General features: G+C 67.5%; 16 protein-coding genes, 4 tRNA genes and 1 pseudogene. 8 read left to right on the forward strand and 13 right to left on the reverse strand.

What is annotated here, in order from left to right; all coding sequences use genetic code 11:
- Positions 1 to 55: 55 nt before the first annotated feature.
- Together AWQ68_RS12940 and AWQ68_RS12945 are read left to right on the forward strand one after the other, a co-directional pair.
- Positions 56 to 679: a hypothetical protein gene (locus tag AWQ68_RS12940; protein WP_066939740.1), complete on the forward strand. Its 624-nt coding sequence runs from the start codon at positions 56 to 58 to the stop codon at positions 677 to 679.
- The gene (locus tag AWQ68_RS12945; protein WP_066939743.1) at positions 676 to 2829 is read left to right on the forward strand and encodes a peptidase domain-containing ABC transporter; all 2154 of its coding nucleotides are present in this window, start codon (positions 676 to 678) and stop codon (positions 2827 to 2829) included. Before AWQ68_RS12940 ends, AWQ68_RS12945 begins: the two co-directional genes overlap by 4 nt.
- Positions 2830 to 3244: 415 nt before the next feature.
- Here the strand turns inward: AWQ68_RS12945 and AWQ68_RS12950 are convergent.
- The 4 genes from AWQ68_RS12950 to AWQ68_RS12965 all read right to left on the reverse strand — a co-directional run bounded on the left by AWQ68_RS12950 (position 3245) and on the right by AWQ68_RS12965 (position 5155).
- Positions 3245 to 3318 (reverse strand) — tRNA-Phe (locus AWQ68_RS12950).
- A 19-nt stretch (positions 3319 to 3337) separates the two neighbouring features.
- Positions 3338 to 3412, reverse strand: a tRNA-Asp gene (locus AWQ68_RS12955).
- A gap of 104 nt (positions 3413 to 3516) precedes the next feature.
- Positions 3517 to 3589 (reverse strand) — tRNA-Glu (locus tag AWQ68_RS12960).
- On the reverse strand, positions 3575 to 5155 hold the full coding sequence (locus AWQ68_RS12965) for a metallophosphoesterase family protein (RefSeq protein ID WP_245655892.1): 1581 nt from the start codon (positions 5153 to 5155) through the stop codon (positions 3575 to 3577). The genes AWQ68_RS12960 and AWQ68_RS12965 overlap by 15 nt, the downstream gene beginning before the upstream one ends.
- A 270-nt stretch (positions 5156 to 5425) precedes the next feature.
- Between AWQ68_RS12965 and AWQ68_RS12970 the strand changes: the two genes are divergently transcribed.
- Together AWQ68_RS12970 and AWQ68_RS12975 are read left to right on the forward strand one after the other, a co-directional pair.
- On the forward strand, positions 5426 to 5767 hold the full coding sequence (locus tag AWQ68_RS12970; RefSeq protein WP_066939747.1) for a metallopeptidase family protein: 342 nt from the start codon (positions 5426 to 5428) through the stop codon (positions 5765 to 5767).
- Between the two features lie 88 nt (positions 5768 to 5855).
- A complete protein-coding gene (locus AWQ68_RS12975; protein WP_066939749.1) occupies positions 5856 to 7139 on the forward strand; it encodes an MFS transporter in 1284 nt (427 codons plus the stop codon).
- 1 nt (position 7140) lies between these two features.
- On the opposite strand, the gene AWQ68_RS12980 is transcribed toward AWQ68_RS12975, so the two are convergent.
- The gene (locus AWQ68_RS12980) at positions 7141 to 7566 is read right to left on the reverse strand and encodes a PspC domain-containing protein (protein ID WP_066939751.1); all 426 of its coding nucleotides are present in this window, start codon (positions 7564 to 7566) and stop codon (positions 7141 to 7143) included.
- Between the two features lie 86 nt (positions 7567 to 7652).
- Here AWQ68_RS12980 and AWQ68_RS12985 point away from each other — a divergent pair, with 86 nt between their 5' ends.
- Positions 7653 to 8810, forward strand: a complete 1158-nt coding sequence (locus tag AWQ68_RS12985; RefSeq protein ID WP_066939754.1) for an acyl-CoA dehydrogenase family protein — start codon at positions 7653 to 7655, stop codon at positions 8808 to 8810.
- A gap of 69 nt (positions 8811 to 8879) precedes the next feature.
- A tRNA-Lys gene (locus AWQ68_RS12990) sits at positions 8880 to 8954 on the forward strand.
- A gap of 85 nt (positions 8955 to 9039) precedes the next feature.
- On the opposite strand, the gene AWQ68_RS12995 is transcribed toward AWQ68_RS12990, so the two are convergent.
- The 8 genes from AWQ68_RS12995 to AWQ68_RS13025 form a co-directional block, all read right to left on the reverse strand.
- Positions 9040 to 10395, reverse strand: coding sequence for a tyrosine-type recombinase/integrase (locus AWQ68_RS12995; protein ID WP_218006864.1), 1356 nt, complete (start codon positions 10393 to 10395; stop codon positions 9040 to 9042).
- A complete protein-coding gene (locus tag AWQ68_RS13000) occupies positions 10395 to 10571 on the reverse strand; it encodes a helix-turn-helix domain-containing protein (RefSeq protein ID WP_157545288.1) in 177 nt (58 codons plus the stop codon). The genes AWQ68_RS12995 and AWQ68_RS13000 overlap by 1 nt, the downstream gene beginning before the upstream one ends.
- Positions 10571 to 12148, reverse strand: coding sequence for a replication initiator (locus AWQ68_RS13005; RefSeq protein ID WP_066940246.1), 1578 nt, complete (start codon positions 12146 to 12148; stop codon positions 10571 to 10573). The genes AWQ68_RS13000 and AWQ68_RS13005 overlap by 1 nt, the downstream gene beginning before the upstream one ends.
- 98 nt (positions 12149 to 12246) lie before the next feature.
- Positions 12247 to 12399: a hypothetical protein gene (locus AWQ68_RS42365; RefSeq protein ID WP_157545238.1), complete on the reverse strand. Its 153-nt coding sequence runs from the start codon at positions 12397 to 12399 to the stop codon at positions 12247 to 12249.
- Positions 12396 to 13898: an FtsK/SpoIIIE domain-containing protein gene (locus AWQ68_RS13010; RefSeq protein WP_084463928.1), complete on the reverse strand. Its 1503-nt coding sequence runs from the start codon at positions 13896 to 13898 to the stop codon at positions 12396 to 12398. The genes AWQ68_RS42365 and AWQ68_RS13010 overlap by 4 nt, the downstream gene beginning before the upstream one ends.
- An 88-nt stretch (positions 13899 to 13986) precedes the next feature.
- A complete protein-coding gene (locus AWQ68_RS13015; RefSeq protein ID WP_066939760.1) occupies positions 13987 to 14301 on the reverse strand; it encodes a hypothetical protein in 315 nt (104 codons plus the stop codon).
- Positions 14301 to 14549, reverse strand: coding sequence for a hypothetical protein (locus AWQ68_RS13020; RefSeq protein ID WP_066939763.1), 249 nt, complete (start codon positions 14547 to 14549; stop codon positions 14301 to 14303). Before AWQ68_RS13020 ends, AWQ68_RS13015 begins: the two co-directional genes overlap by 1 nt.
- Positions 14550 to 14572: 23 nt before the next feature.
- Entirely contained in the window at positions 14573 to 14983 is a 411-nt protein-coding gene (locus AWQ68_RS13025) for a plasmid replication, integration and excision activator (protein ID WP_066940249.1), read from the reverse strand.
- Positions 14984 to 15203: 220 nt separating this feature from the next.
- Between AWQ68_RS13025 and AWQ68_RS40740 the strand changes: the two are divergent.
- Positions 15204 to 15400 (forward strand): annotated as a pseudogene (locus tag AWQ68_RS40740) (IS5/IS1182 family transposase); the annotation flags it as partial.
- Between the two features lie 272 nt (positions 15401 to 15672).
- Positions 15673 to 16701, forward strand: a complete 1029-nt coding sequence (locus AWQ68_RS40745) for a DUF4365 domain-containing protein (protein ID WP_084463929.1) — start codon at positions 15673 to 15675, stop codon at positions 16699 to 16701.
- Positions 16702 to 16750 lie beyond the last annotated feature (49 nt).

The raw sequence follows: 16750 nt of genomic DNA on the forward strand, positions 1-16750 counted from the left end.
CGTCCCCGTGCATCCCCTTGGGACGGGTTGTGACGGCCGAGGGGTCGACCGCCACATGGACCTTCTTCTGCTCGACTCCCTCAACGGTGTCGGCGGAACTCGTCGGCGGCGCGGGCTCACCGGCCGGGCGCGGACGCTGGACTGGCTCGCCGAGGCCGGTATGTCGGAGGAGGCGTTCTGGAGCCACGTCAAGACGCAGGCGCTCATCGGCCGGGTCCGCGAGCGCTTCGCCGGTGAGTCCGCCCGGCGCTATCTCGCCGAACACCCGGACGAATTCACCGTACGGCGGGCCGCGTGGGTGACCGGACCGCGGCCGGAGGCGCTGCATGCCCTCCTCGACGGCCCGGTTGCGGAGTTCACCGACCGGGCCACCACGGCGCTGCTGCCCACACGGCACGCCGGACACCCTGCCGTGGCGGGCGCCGACGATCTGGGACTCCACTTCGAAGCCTCCGCGACGCTCACCCCCCGGCTCCCGGAACCCCTGCGCGGGCTGCCCGCGGGGGCCGCGATCGGGCCGGTCCCCTACGGCGGCGGTCACATGGCCGGAGTCGTGTACGAGGTGCTCCCGCCGGATCCCGAGGCTCAGGAGGTGCTCAACGCGGCGCGCGATGCCGCGTTCCAGGCGTGGCTGGACGAGCGGCGGCGCACATCGGACATCAGGTGGTTCTGGCTGTGAGAAGGCGAGTGCCGCTGCGGATGCAGCTCGACCGCAGCGACTGCGGCGCCGCCTGTCTCGCCATGGTGCTCGGCGCCCTGGGGCGCCGTACGAGCCTCGCCGAGGTGCGCCGCCATCTCGCCGAGGGCGTCGACGGCGTGAGCATGCGCGAGATGATCCAGGCCGGTGCCCGCTTCGGGCTGCGGCTGCGTGCCTGCCGCGCCCCGATGGACACCATCTCCGGCCTTCCCACGCCGTTCGTCGCCCTGTGGGAGAACAACCACTTCGTCGTGGTCGAGCGGATCACCCCGCGTGCCATCGCCGTCCTGGATCCGGCGCGGGGACGGCGGCGGCTGTCACAGCGGCAGTTCAGGGCTGGGTACTCGGACAAAGTGCTGCTCGCCGACGCTCCCGCCGGACTCACCCCCGCCGCCAAGTCGCGGCCGTGGCGGGTGCTGCGCCCGCTGGTCGCGCCCGCGCTGGCCAACCGGGGGCTGATCGTCGCCGTGGTGCTGGCCTCGCTCGGTACACAGCTCCTCGGGCTGGCCGTCCCGCTGTTCACCAAACTCGTGGTAGACCGGCCGGCGACCCTGGATACGACGGCGCTCGCGGCGGCGGCGGCGTGCGTCGCCTTCGTCCACGCCCTGCTGTCATGGGTACGCGCTTGGGTGATGATCAGGCTGGAGACGTCGGTCGCGGCCGAGGCGATGCGCAAGCTGGTCGGCCACACGCTGGCCCTGCCGTACCGCTTCTTCCAACGCCGCTCCAGCGGCGACCTGCTGAGCAGACTCAGCGGGGTGGCGATGCTGCGCGACCTGCTCACCGAACAGTCGCTCACCTTCCTCTTCGACCTGTTCACCGCCGTGACGTACCTGACGCTGCTCTTCATCGCCTCGCCTGGCCTGGCGCTGTTGACACTCGCGGCCGCGGCCGCCCAGGGTGCCGTGGTATTGGCCACGGCCCGCCGCGGAATGCACCTGGCTTTCGCCGCGCTGCACACCAACGCCACCACCCAGTCCACCCTGGTCGACAGCCTCGCCGGCATCGAGGCCATCAAAGCCTCCGGCGGCGAAGCCGCCGCAGTCGCCCGATGGCGCGCCCATCACGACGATGAGCTGACCACCGGCGCCGCCCGCGACCGGCACGTGGCCGGGGTGCAGGCGGTGAGCGGCGCCCTGCGGACGGCGCTCCATCTGGGGCTGCTCGTCGCCGTGTTCGCCACCACCGGCGGCGACGCCATGCTAGGCGACCAGCTCGCCCTGGTGTCCCTCGCCATCGCGGCGACCACCCCGCTCGCGTCGTTGCTCGGCATCGTGTACCAGCTCCAGCTCGCCGCCGCACACATCGGGCGAATCGCCGACCTGATGGGCACCGCGCCGGAACGCATCGGCGGCATCCGGCTGGGCGGCCGGCTGCGCGGCGAGATCACCGTCACCGGGCTCAGCACCGGCTACGACGCCCGCACGCCGGTGCTGCGCGACATCTCCCTGCGCATCCCGCAGGGTTCGAGAGTCGCGATCGTCGGCACATCCGGATCCGGCAAGACCACCCTCGGACGTGTACTGGTCGGGCTGGTCGAGCCGACCGCCGGACGGGTCTACTTCGACGGGATACCGCTGGAGGAGCTCGACCGGCAATGGTTACGCGGGCAGGTGGGAGTCGTCACCCAGCAGCCGCACCTGTTCGCCGGCACCATCATGGCCAACATCGCCGGATTCTCCGGGCTGAGCAGACCGGCGGTCGAGTACGCCGCCCGCATGGCCGAGATCCACGACGAGATCGTGCGGCTCCCGCAGGGATACGACACCGACATCGGCGAGGGCGGCGGGCGCCTGTCGGGAGGGCAGCGCCAGCGTCTGGCCATGGCCCGCGCGCTCGTCCGCCGCCCGCGGATCCTGCTGCTGGACGAGCCGACCGCCAGCCTGGACGCGGTCACCGAAGAGCGCATCCGCCGCAACCTGTTGAGGCTCGGGCAGACGCAGATCATCATCGCCCACCGGCTGTCGACCATCCAGGACGCCGACCTGATCGTCGTGCTGAACCGCGGCCAGCTGATCGAGGCCGGCACCCACCACCAGCTGATGGCCTACGGCGGGCACTACGCCGACCTGGTCCGTTACCAGCACCAGTCGACCGGCCCCACCTTGACAACCGCCCCCGGCTCCCGCTGAACCGCCGGCATGTGACCAGGAGATCCGGTCGGGAAGCCGCCGATCTGTGCTCACGCCTCCCTCGACGACAAGCGCCGTGCCCTCGGCAAGCTTGGGGAGACACTGGGCTAACCACAAGCCACCAAGGGCCTCACCAATGAAGTGGTCGAGGCCCTTCGTCATGCACGTAGGTACTTCCGCCATGACAAGCGACGAGCCACGCTTCAGCGGGATCTTCGATGACTTCGAACCGCCAGGGGTCCTCTGGCCGATTGCTGATGACGATCTCCTCGCCGAAGATCCCGACTGGCGGTTTGTGGCCCGCCTCGACTTCCAGAAGGGCGAGTGGCATGGCTACAGGCACGTTGCTGTCATTGGAGATCAAAAAGCCCCGGGCCGTCATCGGCTCGGGGCGTTCTTGCTGTTCAGAGAAGTGTGGTCAGGGGCAGGGTCGAACTGCCGACCTTCCGCTTTTCAGGCGGACGCTCGTACCAACTGAGCTACCTGACCCGGCGGCTTACGCCGTGAGCGGTCCTGACGGGACTTGAACCCGCGACCTCCACCTTGACAGGGTGGCGAGCACTCCAAACTGCTCTACAGGACCTTGTTTCGGAGGCTTTTCGCTTCCGTTTTGTTCGGCTTGCTTAGCTTACCAGTTCTTCGGAGGTCTTCGACCTTCCGTTTCCCCGGTGAGCTTTCGCTCGCCAGTGCCCCCAACGGGATTCGAACCCGTGCCGCCGCCTTGAAAGGGCGGTGTCCTAGGCCGCTAGACGATGGGGGCTCGGAGCTTTCGCCCCGTTCCGTTCCGTCTTCCGTCGGAGACCTCTGAAGCATAGGGGACGTTTGCCCGTGATGCCAAAGCGATCGGCGACGGTGTGCCGCTGATCGTTCCCGTTGGCGACGGGACGTTCTTCGGCTCCGGAAGAATTGTACGGCCCGGCTCCGCCTCGATACGCCGCTGGCACTGGATCCACTGCTCTCCCAGACCGCCCACAGTGATGTCGTCCCAGGCCTGGAGCCGGTGGGTGTCCTTGCTGAAATACAGAACGGACGCCTCAAGTGGGGTCGGTTCCTCGTGCTCCAGGCCGCGAAGCCCGGCGCCTCCGGTGGATCCCTGGACCATCAGCCGCGTACCGGTGGGCAGCAGCTGGGTCGAGCGCTTGTGGACGTGCCCGGCCAGCACCAGCGCCGTGGAGCCGGAGAGCCCCCGGCCCACGGTCGGGTCGTGCACGGCGACGAGATCGACCGGGATCTTCTCGGGCGACGGATCGGCCGCGGGGTTGGGCCGTTCGGGCGGCGCGAGCCGCGCGGCGTGGGTCCGGCCGAGGTTGACCAGGTCGGCGTCGTCGGCGGCGGGCTCCAGCGACTTGTCCGGGGTGAACCTGGGGTCGCCGATCCCGTAGATGCGCAGCCCCTTCACCGTCTTGGCGGTGCCGTCCAGCACGATCGCGTTCTTCTGCTTGGCCACCGCACGCTGCGTGATCGCCGAGTCGTGGTTGCCCCGGACGTACACGTACGGGACCCCGAGCTTGCCGATCTCCTCGACGAACGGGTTCTCCGCGCGGGTCCCGTGGTCGCTGATGTCACCCGTGTCGATGATCAGATCGACCTTGAACTGCTCCTTGAGCGAGCGGATGACGTTCCAGCCGACGGGGTTGATGTGCAGGTCGGAGACGTGCAGGACCCTGATCGTCCCCGGGTCGGGGGTGTAGATCGGCAGCGTGGAGCCCGCCTCGTAGAGCTGGGAGACGTTGGTCACCAGCTTGGCCAACTGGCCCCGGTACTCGTCGAACCGGGTCACGATCGACTGCGCGCTGCCGATGAGCGACGGAACGCCGGTGAGCAGCCCGGTGTAGCGGGGTTCGGAGACGGAGCGCGGGTTGAACGTGAGGACCGACACCCCACCCAGCGCGGCCACGGCGACCAGCGCCCCCGCGCCCGTCCACGCGGCGCGCGAGAGGCGGCGGAACACGATCAGCCCGGCCAGGAAGCCTCCGCCCACGGCGAAGAGCACCGCACGGATCGCCAACTGGCGCAGCCCCTCGAGCAGGTCTCTCTCGATGGTCTCCGGGAGGCGGTTGGCCCACTCGGGGCTGTTCAGGATCTCCTGCGCCACGTCCGGATGGACCGCCTCGATGCCGAGCGTGAGCCGTACCGGCCCCCTATGAGACGCGAACCGGAGCGTTCCCAGCGGGCGGACGTCGATGACCGACTCACCGCGCCAGGTCGGCTGGAAGGACATCTGGACGTCCGCCGGCCCCATGGAGGTCCGGACGGACGCCCCGAGCGCGAGCCCGAGCCACGCACCGGCCACCGCTACGGCGGCGATCGCGAGCACTCGTGCCACGCGGCCCCTGATCAGCCGCCGGGCGATACTCTTCCACGCCGATATCTCCATGCCTTTCCTGCTTACCCCAATCCACAGTCGATCGCGACCGGATACCCCTCGGAATCGCCGCCAAACGGGCGGCCGCCGCCCCGACCGAGCGCATCGCGAGGGCGCCGGAGGCGTGGCGGAGGGCCGGTGACCGGCCGCGGCGTCCCTTCACGGAGCCGCCGGGGCCGTACGGTGTCACCTCGCGGCGACATCCGCGTTCCCCGATGACACGATGGAGACATGATCGACGTCCCCCTGGACAGGTTCGAGGAGCTCGTTTCCGAGGCGCTGGACACGATCCCGCCCGGGCTGGCCAAGGTCATGGACAACGTGGTGGTGGTCGTCGTCGACGATCCACCGGAGCCGGGCCTTCTCGGGCTCTACACCGGCATCCCGCTGACCGAGCGCGGCGACTGGTACTCCGGGGTCCTCCCGGACCGGATCGAGATCTACCGCAACCCCACCCTGGAGATCTGCGAGACACCGGAGGAGGTCGTCGAGGAGGTCCGCATCACCGTCGTCCACGAGATCGCCCACCATTTCGGGATCGACGACGATCGGCTGCACGAGCTCGGTTGGTGATCCCGTACGAGTTGCGAAACCCCGAGACCGTGGGAACCCTTAGTGACATACTGAACACGGTTCGTATGGGTGATCTCAGCGGGGTGATATGGCGGCGACCAGGCCCGGTCGGTCCCCCGGACGGCATCGTCGTCCCATCGAAGGGCAGGCGACCTACGGCGAGGTCATCGCCATCGGCGAGTTCCGCGCCCTGTGGCTCGGCCAGGGCATGTCCCTGCTCGGCGACCAGCTCGCCCAGGTCGCCCTGGCGATCCTCGTCTACAACCGGACGCAGTCCGCTCTCGCCACCGCCGGCGTCTACGCGCTGACCTACCTGCCGCCGATCGTCGGGGGGCCGCTGCTCGCGGGGCTCGCCGACCGTTATCCGCGCCGCCGCATCATGCTCGTCTGCGACGTCCTCAGAGCCGGGCTGATCGCCATCACCGCCGTGCCCGGCATGCCCTTCGCCGCGCTCTGCGCGCTCGTCTTCGGCGTGGTCCTGCTCAGCGCGCCGTTCTCCGCCGCCCGCGCGGCGCTGCTGCCCGAGGTGCTCGAAGGCGACCGGTACGTCGTCGGCTCCGCCCTGCAGAACGTCACCAACCAGGCGGTCCAGATGCTGGGGTTCGCGGCGGGCGGCGCCGTCATCGCGACCCTCGGGCCGTACCGCGCGCTCGCGCTCGACGCGGCCACCTTCCTGGGGTCGGCCCTGGTCATCGTGGCGGGTGTGGCCAGGCGCGACGCCCCCGCCGGATCCGGGGGCCGCCTCTCGATGTGGACCACGACCAGGGCCGGCGGCCGCCTCGTCTTCGGTGACCGGCGGCTGCGCACCCTGGTGTTGTTCGCCTGGCTTTGCGGGTTCTACGTGCTGCCCGAGGGCATCGCCGTGCCGTACGCGATGGAGCTCGATGACGGGACGCTGCCGGTGGCCGCCGTGACGGGGCTGCTCATGGCGGCGATGCCGACCGGGACCGTGATCGGGGCGTTCGTGTTCAGCCGGTTCATCGCGCCGTCGGCGCGGCTGCGGGCGATGGGGTGGATGGCGATGCTGACGTGCGCGCCGCTCATCGTGTGCGCGATGCGGCCCCCGCTCGTCGGCGTGCTGCTGCTGTGGGTCCTGTCAGGGATCGGCGGCGCCTACCAGCTCGCGGCGAACGCCGCCTTCGTGCAGTGCGTCCCGGCCGACCGGCGCGGCCAGGCGTTCGGGATCGTCCAGTCGGGCCTGCTGGCGGCCCAGGGCGTCGGCATCCTCATCGGAGGCGCCGTCGCCCAGGAACTCGGTCCGGAGCCGGTGGTGGCCCTCGCCGGCGCGGCCGGACTCTCCCTCGCGGCATGGCTGGCCATGGCCTGGACCGAGTCCCGTACGGAGATCTTCGCCGAGGCCCGGGCGGCGTGACTCACGCCTGGGGTCCGTGCGGCCCCTGCGGCTCCTGCGGCGACTGGCGGGGCTGGGCGTAGGGGTGCTCTCCGTAGCCGTCCTGCCGGTACGGCTCCGCCGTCTCCCCCGTCGGCTGCGACCAGGCCTGCTGGGCGCGGTCCCACCTCGTCTTGGTGTCCTGCCAGACGTGCCCGTCCTTGTTCTTGTTGACCAGGTCCTGGACGATGGAGGCGTCCTTGCCCTCCTCGGGGATGAGCAGCCAGGCGACCGCGTAGATGCCGACGCCGAGGCCGCCGAAGAACGTCGCGACGGCGAAAGCCACCCGGAGGATGTTGGCGTCGACGCCGATGTACTGGCCGACGCCGGAGCAAACTCCGGCCACGACCCTGCCGTTCCTGGTCCGCCGTAGCTGCCTGACCGAACTGTTCGTGTGCGTCTCGTTCATGTCTCCAGACTGCCTCCTGCGTCCGCGTCCGAACATCGGGATTCCCCCTGGCCCAACCCCGGCTCGGCCCCGATACGCTGGCAGCCATGGACGACCTGCTGCGCCTCGATGACGAGCTCACCTCCGAACAGCGCATGATCAGGGACGCCGTGCAGTCCTTCGTCGCCGACCGGATCCTCCCGGACGTCGCCGAGTGGTTCGAGGAGGCCGTCTTCCCCGCGCGCGAGCTCGCGCCCCAGCTCGGCGCACTCGGCGTGCTCGGCATGCACCTCGAGGGGTACGGCTGCGCGGGCCTCGACGCCGTCTCGTACGGCGTGGCCTGCCGCGAGCTGGAGGCGGGCGACTCGGGGCTGCGCTCCTTCGTCTCGGTTCAGGGTTCGCTGGCCATGTTCCCGATCTGGAAGTACGGGTCCGAGGAGCAGAAGCAGGAGTGGCTGCCCCGTATGGCCGCCGGAGAGGCCATCGGCTGCTTCGGGCTGACCGAGCCCGACCAGGGCTCCGACCCCGCGGGGATGCGCACCACTGCCAAGCAGGACCCGTCCGGCGACTGGATCCTCAACGGCGCCAAGATGTGGATCACCAACGGCTCCGTCGCCGACGTGGCGATCGTGTGGGCGCAGACGGACGGCGGCATCCGCGGCTTCGTCGTCCCGACCGACACCCCCGGGTTCTCGGCCCCGGAGATCCACAAGAAGATGTCGCTGCGCGCCTCGGTGACGTCCTCGCTCTACTTCGACGACGTCCGGCTGCCGGCGTCCGCCGTACTGCCCGGCGTGACCGGGCTGAAGGGCCCGCTCTCGTGCCTGAGCGAGGCCCGCTTCGGCATCCTGTGGGGCGTTCTCGGCGCCGGCCGCGCGTGTCTGGAGTCCGCCGTCGACTACGCCAAGACGCGCCTGCAGTTCGGCAAGCCCATCGGGGCGTTCCAGCTCACCCAGGAGAAGCTGGCGTGGATGGCCGTGGCCCTTGAGCAGGCGGGGCTCACCGCCCTGCACCTCGGCAAGCTCAAGGACGCGGGCACGCTCAAACCGCATCAGATCAGCTTCGGCAAGCTGGCGAACGTCCGCGCCGCCCTGGACATCGCCCGCCAGGCCCGTTCTGTGCTCGGGGCCAACGGGATCACCCTGGAGTACCCGGTGATACGGCACATGAACAACCTGGAGAGCGTCCTGACCTACGAGGGCACCCAGGAAGTGCACCTGCTGACGCTGGGCAAGGTCCTCACCGGGCTCGATGCCTTCCGCTGACCCGTTATCGTGATCGCGGTAAAGCACGTCGCCGGAGGCGCGGTACCCTCTGTACCCTGCTTCTAGCAAGGGGTGCTAGCTCAATGGCAGAGCAGCGGACTTTTAATCCGTAGGTTCAGGGTTCGAATCCCTGGCGCCCCACCACCAATGAGCTGGGCAGACTCCCGAATGATGATCCTTCGGAAGCCTGCCCAGTTGCATTTCTGGTTGCAGTTGTGCAGTTGTCTGTTCAGTCGGCCCACAGCGCGCGGCCCATCCTCGCGACCGCGTCACCGGCCAGATTCTCCGTGACGTGGGTGTACCGCTTCGTCGTGGTGAGCTGGGAGTGCCCCAGGATGACCTGAACGACCCGCATGTCCACGCCCTGCTCCAGGAGGAGCGTCGCGGCTGTGTGCCGAGCATCGTGGACTCTGGCGTCCTTCTCGACCTCGGCCAGGCGGAGCAGTTCCTTCCACTCCTCCCAGTCGTTCCGCGCCTCGATCGGGCTACCGTCCGGCTCACACCAGACGAGGTTCCGGTCCTGCCACTTCTCCCCCGCCGCCCGGCGTTCGGCGTCCTGGGCTTCACGGTGGAGCTTCAGAAGGGGAATCAGCGGCGGAGGGAGCGGGACGGTTCGCCGGCTCTTGCCCTTGGGCTTCACGAACGCCCATCCGCCGATGCGCTGTGGGCAGGACGGCGCGTGCTTAGTGCAGCCGGGTTCGCAGAACTTCGGGCACTTACCGCCGTGCCTGTCACAGGAGGCCGGGCAGCGCTGCTTGACGCAGGTGTGCCGCCGTCCGGACGTCCGTTTGGCCTTGGAGCAGTCGGCCGGGCACGGGTACCGGTGACGGTCAGCGCCGCAGGCGTGGGGATCGTCGCAGCCGTGCCGGTAACGCTGGTGCTTGATCTGCCAGTAGATCCGGAGCTGCCCCTTCTTCAGGTCCACGTACTTCCACCGCAGCCCCAGCGCCTCACATTGCCGAAGACCGAGCGCGAGAGCCACCGACCAGCGCGTACCGTTCCGGCGATCCTGGGCGACGTCGAGGATGTCGCGCGCCTCGTCCTCCGAGAGCGGCTCTATCTCGACCTCTTCGCCGTTCGGTGCGTCGATCAGGCCGCAGACGTTGCGGCTGATGATCTCGCGGCGTACGGCGAGCTTGATCGCCCGCGAGAGGATGCGATGGATCTGCAAGATGGTGTTCGGCTTGAGGTCCTGCTGGTTCAGCCAGCCATAGAAGGCGTCCAGGTGCTCCGGCCGGAGCCGATCGAGCCGATGGGAGCCGAGCCGCGGAATGATCCACCGCTCAACCTTGGGCCGGTAGGTGCTGACGAGCGTTTCCTGACTGACGTTCAGCGGCGCGATCTCGTCGAGGTAGACCCGCATCCACTCTTTTACGGTCGGCACCTTCCCCGGCTTGTCGATCTTTCCGGAGTCGCGCGACTTCTCCAGCTCTTGGACCTTGCGCGTGACCTCCGCTTCGGTCTTGCCGATACGGTGCCGCCGGTCGGGCGTGCCGTCGTCCTTGACGCCCATCGTGACCCAGCCGTGCCACTTGCCGTCCTTGCCGAAATAGATCGACGACCGGCCGTTGGGCTTCCGCGACATCACGCCACCTCTTGCAGGTGACGGGCAAACTCCTGGAGGGCGTCAGCCGGGACGAGGCGGTAGCCCTCGTACTTGACCGAGCGCAGTTCGCCTGACTTGATCAGCCGGAACACCGCTGTACGGCTCATGCCGAGCACGACCGCCGCGTCCTTGGGCCGGTAGAAGAGTCGATCCATCACGCCGCCCTCCCTTCTGTTGCCGAAAGATCTTGTCCGTCTGCTTGGGCTTGGAGCCGGGCCAGGTGGTTGCGCCATCGCTGGCGTTCGTGGACCGACCGCAGAAGCCGGACGCCGATGGGGTCGAGGCCGGGATCACCGGGCTTGACCGGCCGCCAGACGTACCGGTGTGGGTCGACTGGCTCGTCTGGCAGGCCGAGGGCTTCCAGGACCCACGTACGGCGGTCGTGCTTGTGCTCGGTGAGGGTCTTGTTCGACCACTTCCGGGAGACCAGGACCCGGCGGCCCGCGTAGCCGAGGTGCTCGGGCTTGTGCGCCTTGCCCCGGCACCGGCCAGGGATCATGCCCGGCTTGGCGCCCTTGGGCTGGACGCCGTACCGGAGCCAGTTCGGGCACGTGGGCGAGCACGGCTCATAGCGGAGGGCGTTGCCGAGGCGTTCCGCGTGCTCCCGTTGCGCGGAGTCGTCCGGGTCGATCGCATCCCCGATGGACTTGGTCAGGTACTTCGACAGGTAGCGGATGCACGTGTCGGCATCGGTCGTACCGGCAAGGACGCCTTGGACGTCGAGCTGAGGACCGAAGGTCAGCACGTGGAGCGGTTCGGCCTCGTCATCCTGGTCGAGTTCGTCGAGGGCTTCATCCCAGGTGGGCAGGATCACGCCGGTTTCCGGGTCGAGGTAACCGACCCCGTCCGCCCACACCGGCAGGTGGTCCCCCTCGAACCTCACGGTGTCGACAGATGGCCACCACACCTGGTGGTACGTGGCCGCCGCAATCTGCTTGATCTCCGCACGCGGCAGGTGGCCCCGGACCGCCATGTGCAGATGCGGGGCGAGCCGCTTCTGAGGTTCGACGGCCGCGAAGTACTGAACGTCGAACCCGGCCACGCGGCGGAGGTTCTGCACGAAGCGGTCCACCAGCTTGGAGAAGTGCAGCGCATCCCGAGCAGCCCGCCCGTAGTCATACGTGCTCGGATCGACGGGCGCGCCGTTCTTCCTGACCCGCCCGTACGAGGGCAGGGTGAGCGTGATGAACATCGATGGCCGGAATGTCTTACCGTTCGAGCCGGTGAAGGTCCGCCCGAGCGTCGTGGCGCTCATGGTCCGCTTGGGCAGGTCCGGGGCGTCCTGCCGCCGCCTCGTGGACCGCGACCGCTTCCCCGAGGTTCGGCCGAGGACATTGCCGCGCATCCCGGCCCGGGTGATCTCGTCGTCCAGGTCGCCTATCGCCGCGTCGAGGTCGGTTGTGTCCTCGCCGGCCTTCTCCGCTTCGTCCCGCCAGGCTTGCGCGTCGGCGCGGAGTTCGACGAGGTAGCGCTGATAGTCGTCGGCCTCATCGGGGGTGTTGACCGGCTCGTGGTCGAGGTGCCAGCCCTCCCGACACTGGGCCATCCGAAGCTGCCGATTCCGCTTGGCACAGGGTGGGCACTTGCTCTCCAAGGTCGCCCCGCACGGCACGTCGATGGTTTCGACCTTGCCGGTGTAAGTGTCGAGCCGCCGCAGGGCGATGGGGCGGATGCACACGCCGTATTGCTTGGCGATCTCTTCGACGACCTCGCGGGCGAGTGGCTGGGCCATGCGCAGCGCGCGAGGTGTTGCCCGGTTGACGGGGCGGGAGGAGGGGCCGGGGGAGATCGCCTGGTCTCCCCCGGCCGGGTTGGCGTCGGTGGTGTCGGTCAACTGTCCTCCTTTCCGATCTCGGGGAAGGTGAGCGCGGTCTGTCCGCATTCGCGGCACTCGATCAGGCCCCGCACGGGGTCGAGCCACAGCACGTCGAGCGCGGCGCAGCAGGAGCAGCGCAAGCCGTCGAGCAGGTGAGCCAGGATCACGGCGCTGCCTCCCGCATGACCGGCACGCGGGTCGTGAGGGACGTAGGGCTCGGGGCCGTCGTCTGCTCCATGACCAGCTCGGTATCCACAGCCTGTGCGTACTCGGCGACCATGGCCCGGATGTCGTCGTCGGAGACGTATGCGGCCCGCACCCGCACCGGATCCGGCGAGGTCTCCAGTCGGACGTATCCGACGCCCGCCCCGAGTTCGGGAACCGGTGAGATGTGGTCGGCCAGCGCACCGCGATCACGTGCGCCATCACCGAGGACCATGTCAACCTGTTCGGACTCATCGAGCCGGAGCGCGATCTTGTCGGGGAACAAGTTGCGGATGTTCATGACCTCCTTGCGCGGGTCCTGCAACGCGGCCATGACCCCGACGCCGACCGCCCGCCCCTGGGTCGTCAGGGTCGCGAGCGCGGCCGTGATCCGCTGCTTGAGTGCCCGGTCGGACTGGTAGGCGGTGAGGAACGCGACCTCATCGACGAGCACCAGGACGAACGGGTCCGCCACCGTCGCGGTGTGGGAGCGCTGGAGTCCGGCGAAGCGTCCGGCGCGTTCCTGCATGACCGTGACCGCCTGGTCGAGCAGGTCGGCGCACTGTTCCGGGTCGGCCGCGTACCGGGTGAACAGGTCACGGCCGAACGAGAGCTCCATCAGCTTGGGGTCGAGCGCCCAGAGTTCGACCAGGCCCGCCCGCAGCGCGGGGAGCAAGCCGCGGATTGTCGACCAGAGGAACGAGCCTTTGCCGGCCCCGGTCGCTCCCGCGATCAGGACATGTGTGCCGTGGACCTTGAGCCGGTAGGGTGTGCCGTCCTCGCGGGCGCCGATCTCGACCGGCACCACCGAGACCACGTCAGGGATCGGAACGGCAGGTAGCGGAACGGCCAGCGGGTCACGACGCGGGAAAGTCAGCACGAGCCGCCCAGCACGAGCGATCGAAACCCGGCAGGTTCGGGAGTCGAAGCCGTGGGCGAGCTGGTCGGTTCGGTCGGCCCAGTCTTTGACCGCCTGCCCGTTGAGCATCTTCACGGTGACGCGGTCGGCCCAGCCGTCGCACTCGACCCGCACGAGCCGGGGCAGGTAGTCCCGGCCGCGTAAGTGCCGTCCGAGACCGGAGACGATCATCACGGGTTGCCAGTGACGGCGGTAGATCCAGACGCGCCGCCAGAAGGCGAGCAGCCGCCAGGCAACCAACCGCGCGAACGAGCCCCGGTGAAGCGATGCCCAGGACAGGCCCGCCAGGAGGACGAGGCCGACGAGGAGCAGGGCGAGACGCCAGCCGTACAGGGTCCAGATCACGCCGGGGACGACGGGCACGGCGACGGCGATCGGATGCCGCCAGACGAGCCGGACCAGGCCCGCGACCAGGCGCGACAGCCAGATCACGATCGTCACGAACGCCGGGGTGCGGACGACGGCCGGACGGAAGACAACAGCGGTGTCGGGTGTGGTGGAGACGAGGTTGCGCGCCTCGTCTCCGGGGAGCTTGCGGAACATTAGGCTTGGTTTCCTCTCTCAAGCATTCGCGTGTGTGGGAGATCAGGGGCCGCCGGAAGGACCAGTTCCAGCGGCCCCGCTTCATCTCTCAGGCCGCCTCACCGGAGGCCCGAGGAGTGGCCGATTGCTGCTCGTCGTGTAGGCGCTCGCAGTCGGCCAGGTAGCGCGCGGCGGCGTTGAAGATCTGCCGGGCAATGTCGACATCGGTCGTGGTGACCGGCCCGGCCCCGCTGGTCGAGATCGAGATGTCGGCCTCGCGGGAGGAAACCGACAACATCGGCCGTTCACCGTGCAGCACTGAGGCACGCGCCCGCAGATCCGGCGTGTAGAACGAGACGCTGATCCGGGGCGGCTCGCCGGGATCGATCGACATCGAGACGTAGGTGTACGGGGCGTGTTCCATCAGGCCGCCACCCCTCGACCGTCCGGCAAGCCGTGGAACATGCGCTCCACCGACCGGGCGAACGAGGCCGCCTCACGCGCCAGGGTCCGGGCGAACTCCACATCTTCGGCCGTGACGTGGTCGGCGGCCGATGTGGTGACGAGCACCTGCACGCCGCCGAAGACCAGCCCCAGCACCGGGGAGCGCTGCGGGTACGGGTGGTTGACCGCCGAGGCGCCCGGCCCCGTCTTGAGACTGATCGTGCTCACGGGGTGAGCCATACGCCGCCCCATCACGCCGCGTCCTTCGCGCTCGCGGTCTTGCCCGTCCGGACGGCGCGCATTTCGCGGACCCGGATCGAGTACGCCAGCCGGTTGGTGTTGCTGTTGACGTACGGCGTGACCGTGACGCCGTCGAACTCCACCGGCGTGAACGGCACCCCCGGCACCGGGGCCGGCGGAACCGGCTGCACCGCGGCCAGGATCTTCACCGCCACCGTCTTCTGCGACGGCTTGAGCGTCGGGTCCGCGTCCATCACCGCGACCTGCCAGACCAGTTCCCTCGTCTGCTTGTCGCGAGCCTGGACGAACCGGCCGTTGGTCGAAGCGTCGAAGTCCTTGACCGCCTCGACCTCGCCCACTAGGTAGCAGCCGTGCGGGAACACCATGTCGAACGTGACCGGGATAGGTCCCTGTAGAGCCATGTCGCCCACCTCCTCTTGTCATCCTCTCGACAACTCGTATTGTCGAGTGATTCGAGAGTAGCAACGAGATGCAGGCTCGACAAGTCGAGTTGCCGAGCTTTTTGAAGAGTTGATCTGCGTACGCTGACCACCATGGCGGGAAACATCCCAAGGCGGGCGAAAGCGGCCGCCCTCAGATGGGTGACCACCTTGGGCGGCCCTCACATCCCCAGCACGCGTTCCCTACAAAGGGCACAGCAAGCCTGTCAGAGAGAAGATCGCCAACTCCAGCCCACGCCACGCTCCGCGGCCCCGGGCGAGCGAGCCAATGCCCAGTTGAAGAGTTGGCGCGACCTTCAGAAACTACGCTGCCGCCCCAAACGAGCAGGTCAGCTCGTGAAAGCTATTCACGTCCTTCAGACCCGAGAAGCAGGATGAAAGGGCTAGCGACTTGCCCGATGCCCGTTGGGTTTTGATCGAATCTGCGTTGACGGCGGTGCTCCACGCGCCATCATTCGCCAACCCGCAACACGGACTACCACCTGGGAGGGCGTGAGGCGTATTTCGGGCTGCGCCAATCAATTACTTAAGTAGGACCAGAAACGACAGGCGGACTAGCCGTGGAACATCGCAAACTGTAGCCTCTTGACAGAAACCGTCCGTGTCAGCATGTATGGTCGCGACGCACAGTTGATGCAAGAGGGGGTAGCGTGGCGCGAATCCGGCCAACCCGTCGCATTGAACGCGCCGGGGTCAACGCGCTTCGAACGCTTCTTGAAGAGAATGATCATCTCGTTCAAGAGATAGACGGCAGTATCGATCATGGCGAAGACCTGTATGTAATATTCACGCGGAATGGCCGAAGGACTGGTCATGTCATCGCGGCACAGGTCAAGAGTGGCCGGAAGTATAAGCGAGCAAATGGCTACGCGATCCCCGTAGATGATCACGCTCAAGACTGGAGAAATAGCCGGATTCCGGTAATAGGCGTAGTGTACGACAATGACAACAAGGAGCTCTGCTGGGTAAACTTGACAAAGGTCCTCAAGGAATACAATGCACAACTTAGTTGGATTCCGGTGCCGGCTGAGAATGTCATGTCGAAGTCTTCGTTGCGCGGTATCGTCGCAGAACTGGAAGCATTCATTGATCTGGAGGGCATGAGAGTTCGCCGATCATCCGTTGCAGAGGTTCTAGAGATAGCAATCAGAGCAAGGCGTGCGGGATTGCTTGACCATCTAGATGATCCCGATGACCCTAACCCGCTCTTTGAGCCTCTCGCAGACTTCGCCCTCAAGCACGAGAAGCCCTTGAAGCATCTCATCAAGCATTCGCCTAAGTATCTCTTGCTGTGCATTCTCGGCATGATCATGGCCTTTGAGTGGCCGCATCAGGTGAGATTCGTTCACACCTATTCACAGCTCGATCCGGTCATTTGGATAGGCAACATCTATCTCTTTACATATGTTCTTGCCTTGATAATGTTCTTTGAATTCAAGGCCGGGCGTGTGCCAAGATTTACCGGATATATATTCACGCTAATTATGTGCAACTTCTATGTGAATCCATTCTTTATGGGGGACGGCAAGCAAGATTTCGACGTCTTTTGGGGTAGCACATGGATTACAGTTGGAGTATTTCTCCCCACTTTTGGATATAAGCTCGCAGTGATTCATTATGTGCGTGCTGCTCTAGAGAGACGGAGGCGCAAAGCGCGAAGCAGCGCTCTTAATTCGTAGCAGTCGACGAAAGTAGCGGCTATGTTCCGCCACGGTGTGGACCGCTCCG

This window comes from Microtetraspora fusca (assembly GCF_001570365.1).
In the GTDB taxonomy this organism is placed as follows: Bacteria; Actinomycetota; Actinomycetes; order Streptosporangiales; family Streptosporangiaceae; genus Microtetraspora; species Microtetraspora fusca.

Coding starts and splice junctions, on each gene's coding strand:
- AWQ68_RS12940 (WP_066939740.1), top strand. CDS start 56: ATGGACCTTCTTCTGCTCGACTCCCTCAACGGTGTCGGCGGAACTCGT.
- AWQ68_RS12970 (WP_066939747.1), top strand. CDS start 5,426: ATGATCGACGTCCCCCTGGACAGGTTCGAGGAGCTCGTTTCCGAGGCG.
- AWQ68_RS12975 (WP_066939749.1), top strand. CDS start 5,856: ATGGCGGCGACCAGGCCCGGTCGGTCCCCCGGACGGCATCGTCGTCCC.
- AWQ68_RS12980 (WP_066939751.1), bottom strand. CDS start 7,566: ATGAACGAGACGCACACGAACAGTTCGGTCAGGCAGCTACGGCGGACC.
- AWQ68_RS12985 (WP_066939754.1), top strand. CDS start 7,653: ATGGACGACCTGCTGCGCCTCGATGACGAGCTCACCTCCGAACAGCGC.
- AWQ68_RS12995 (WP_218006864.1), bottom strand. CDS start 10,395: ATGTCGCGGAAGCCCAACGGCCGGTCGTCGATCTATTTCGGCAAGGAC.
- AWQ68_RS13000 (WP_157545288.1), bottom strand. CDS start 10,571: ATGGATCGACTCTTCTACCGGCCCAAGGACGCGGCGGTCGTGCTCGGC.
- AWQ68_RS13005 (WP_066940246.1), bottom strand. CDS start 12,148: ATGGCCCAGCCACTCGCCCGCGAGGTCGTCGAAGAGATCGCCAAGCAA.
- AWQ68_RS13010 (WP_084463928.1), bottom strand. CDS start 13,898: ATGTTCCGCAAGCTCCCCGGAGACGAGGCGCGCAACCTCGTCTCCACC.
- AWQ68_RS13015 (WP_066939760.1), bottom strand. CDS start 14,301: ATGGAACACGCCCCGTACACCTACGTCTCGATGTCGATCGATCCCGGC.
- AWQ68_RS13025 (WP_066940249.1), bottom strand. CDS start 14,983: ATGGCTCTACAGGGACCTATCCCGGTCACGTTCGACATGGTGTTCCCG.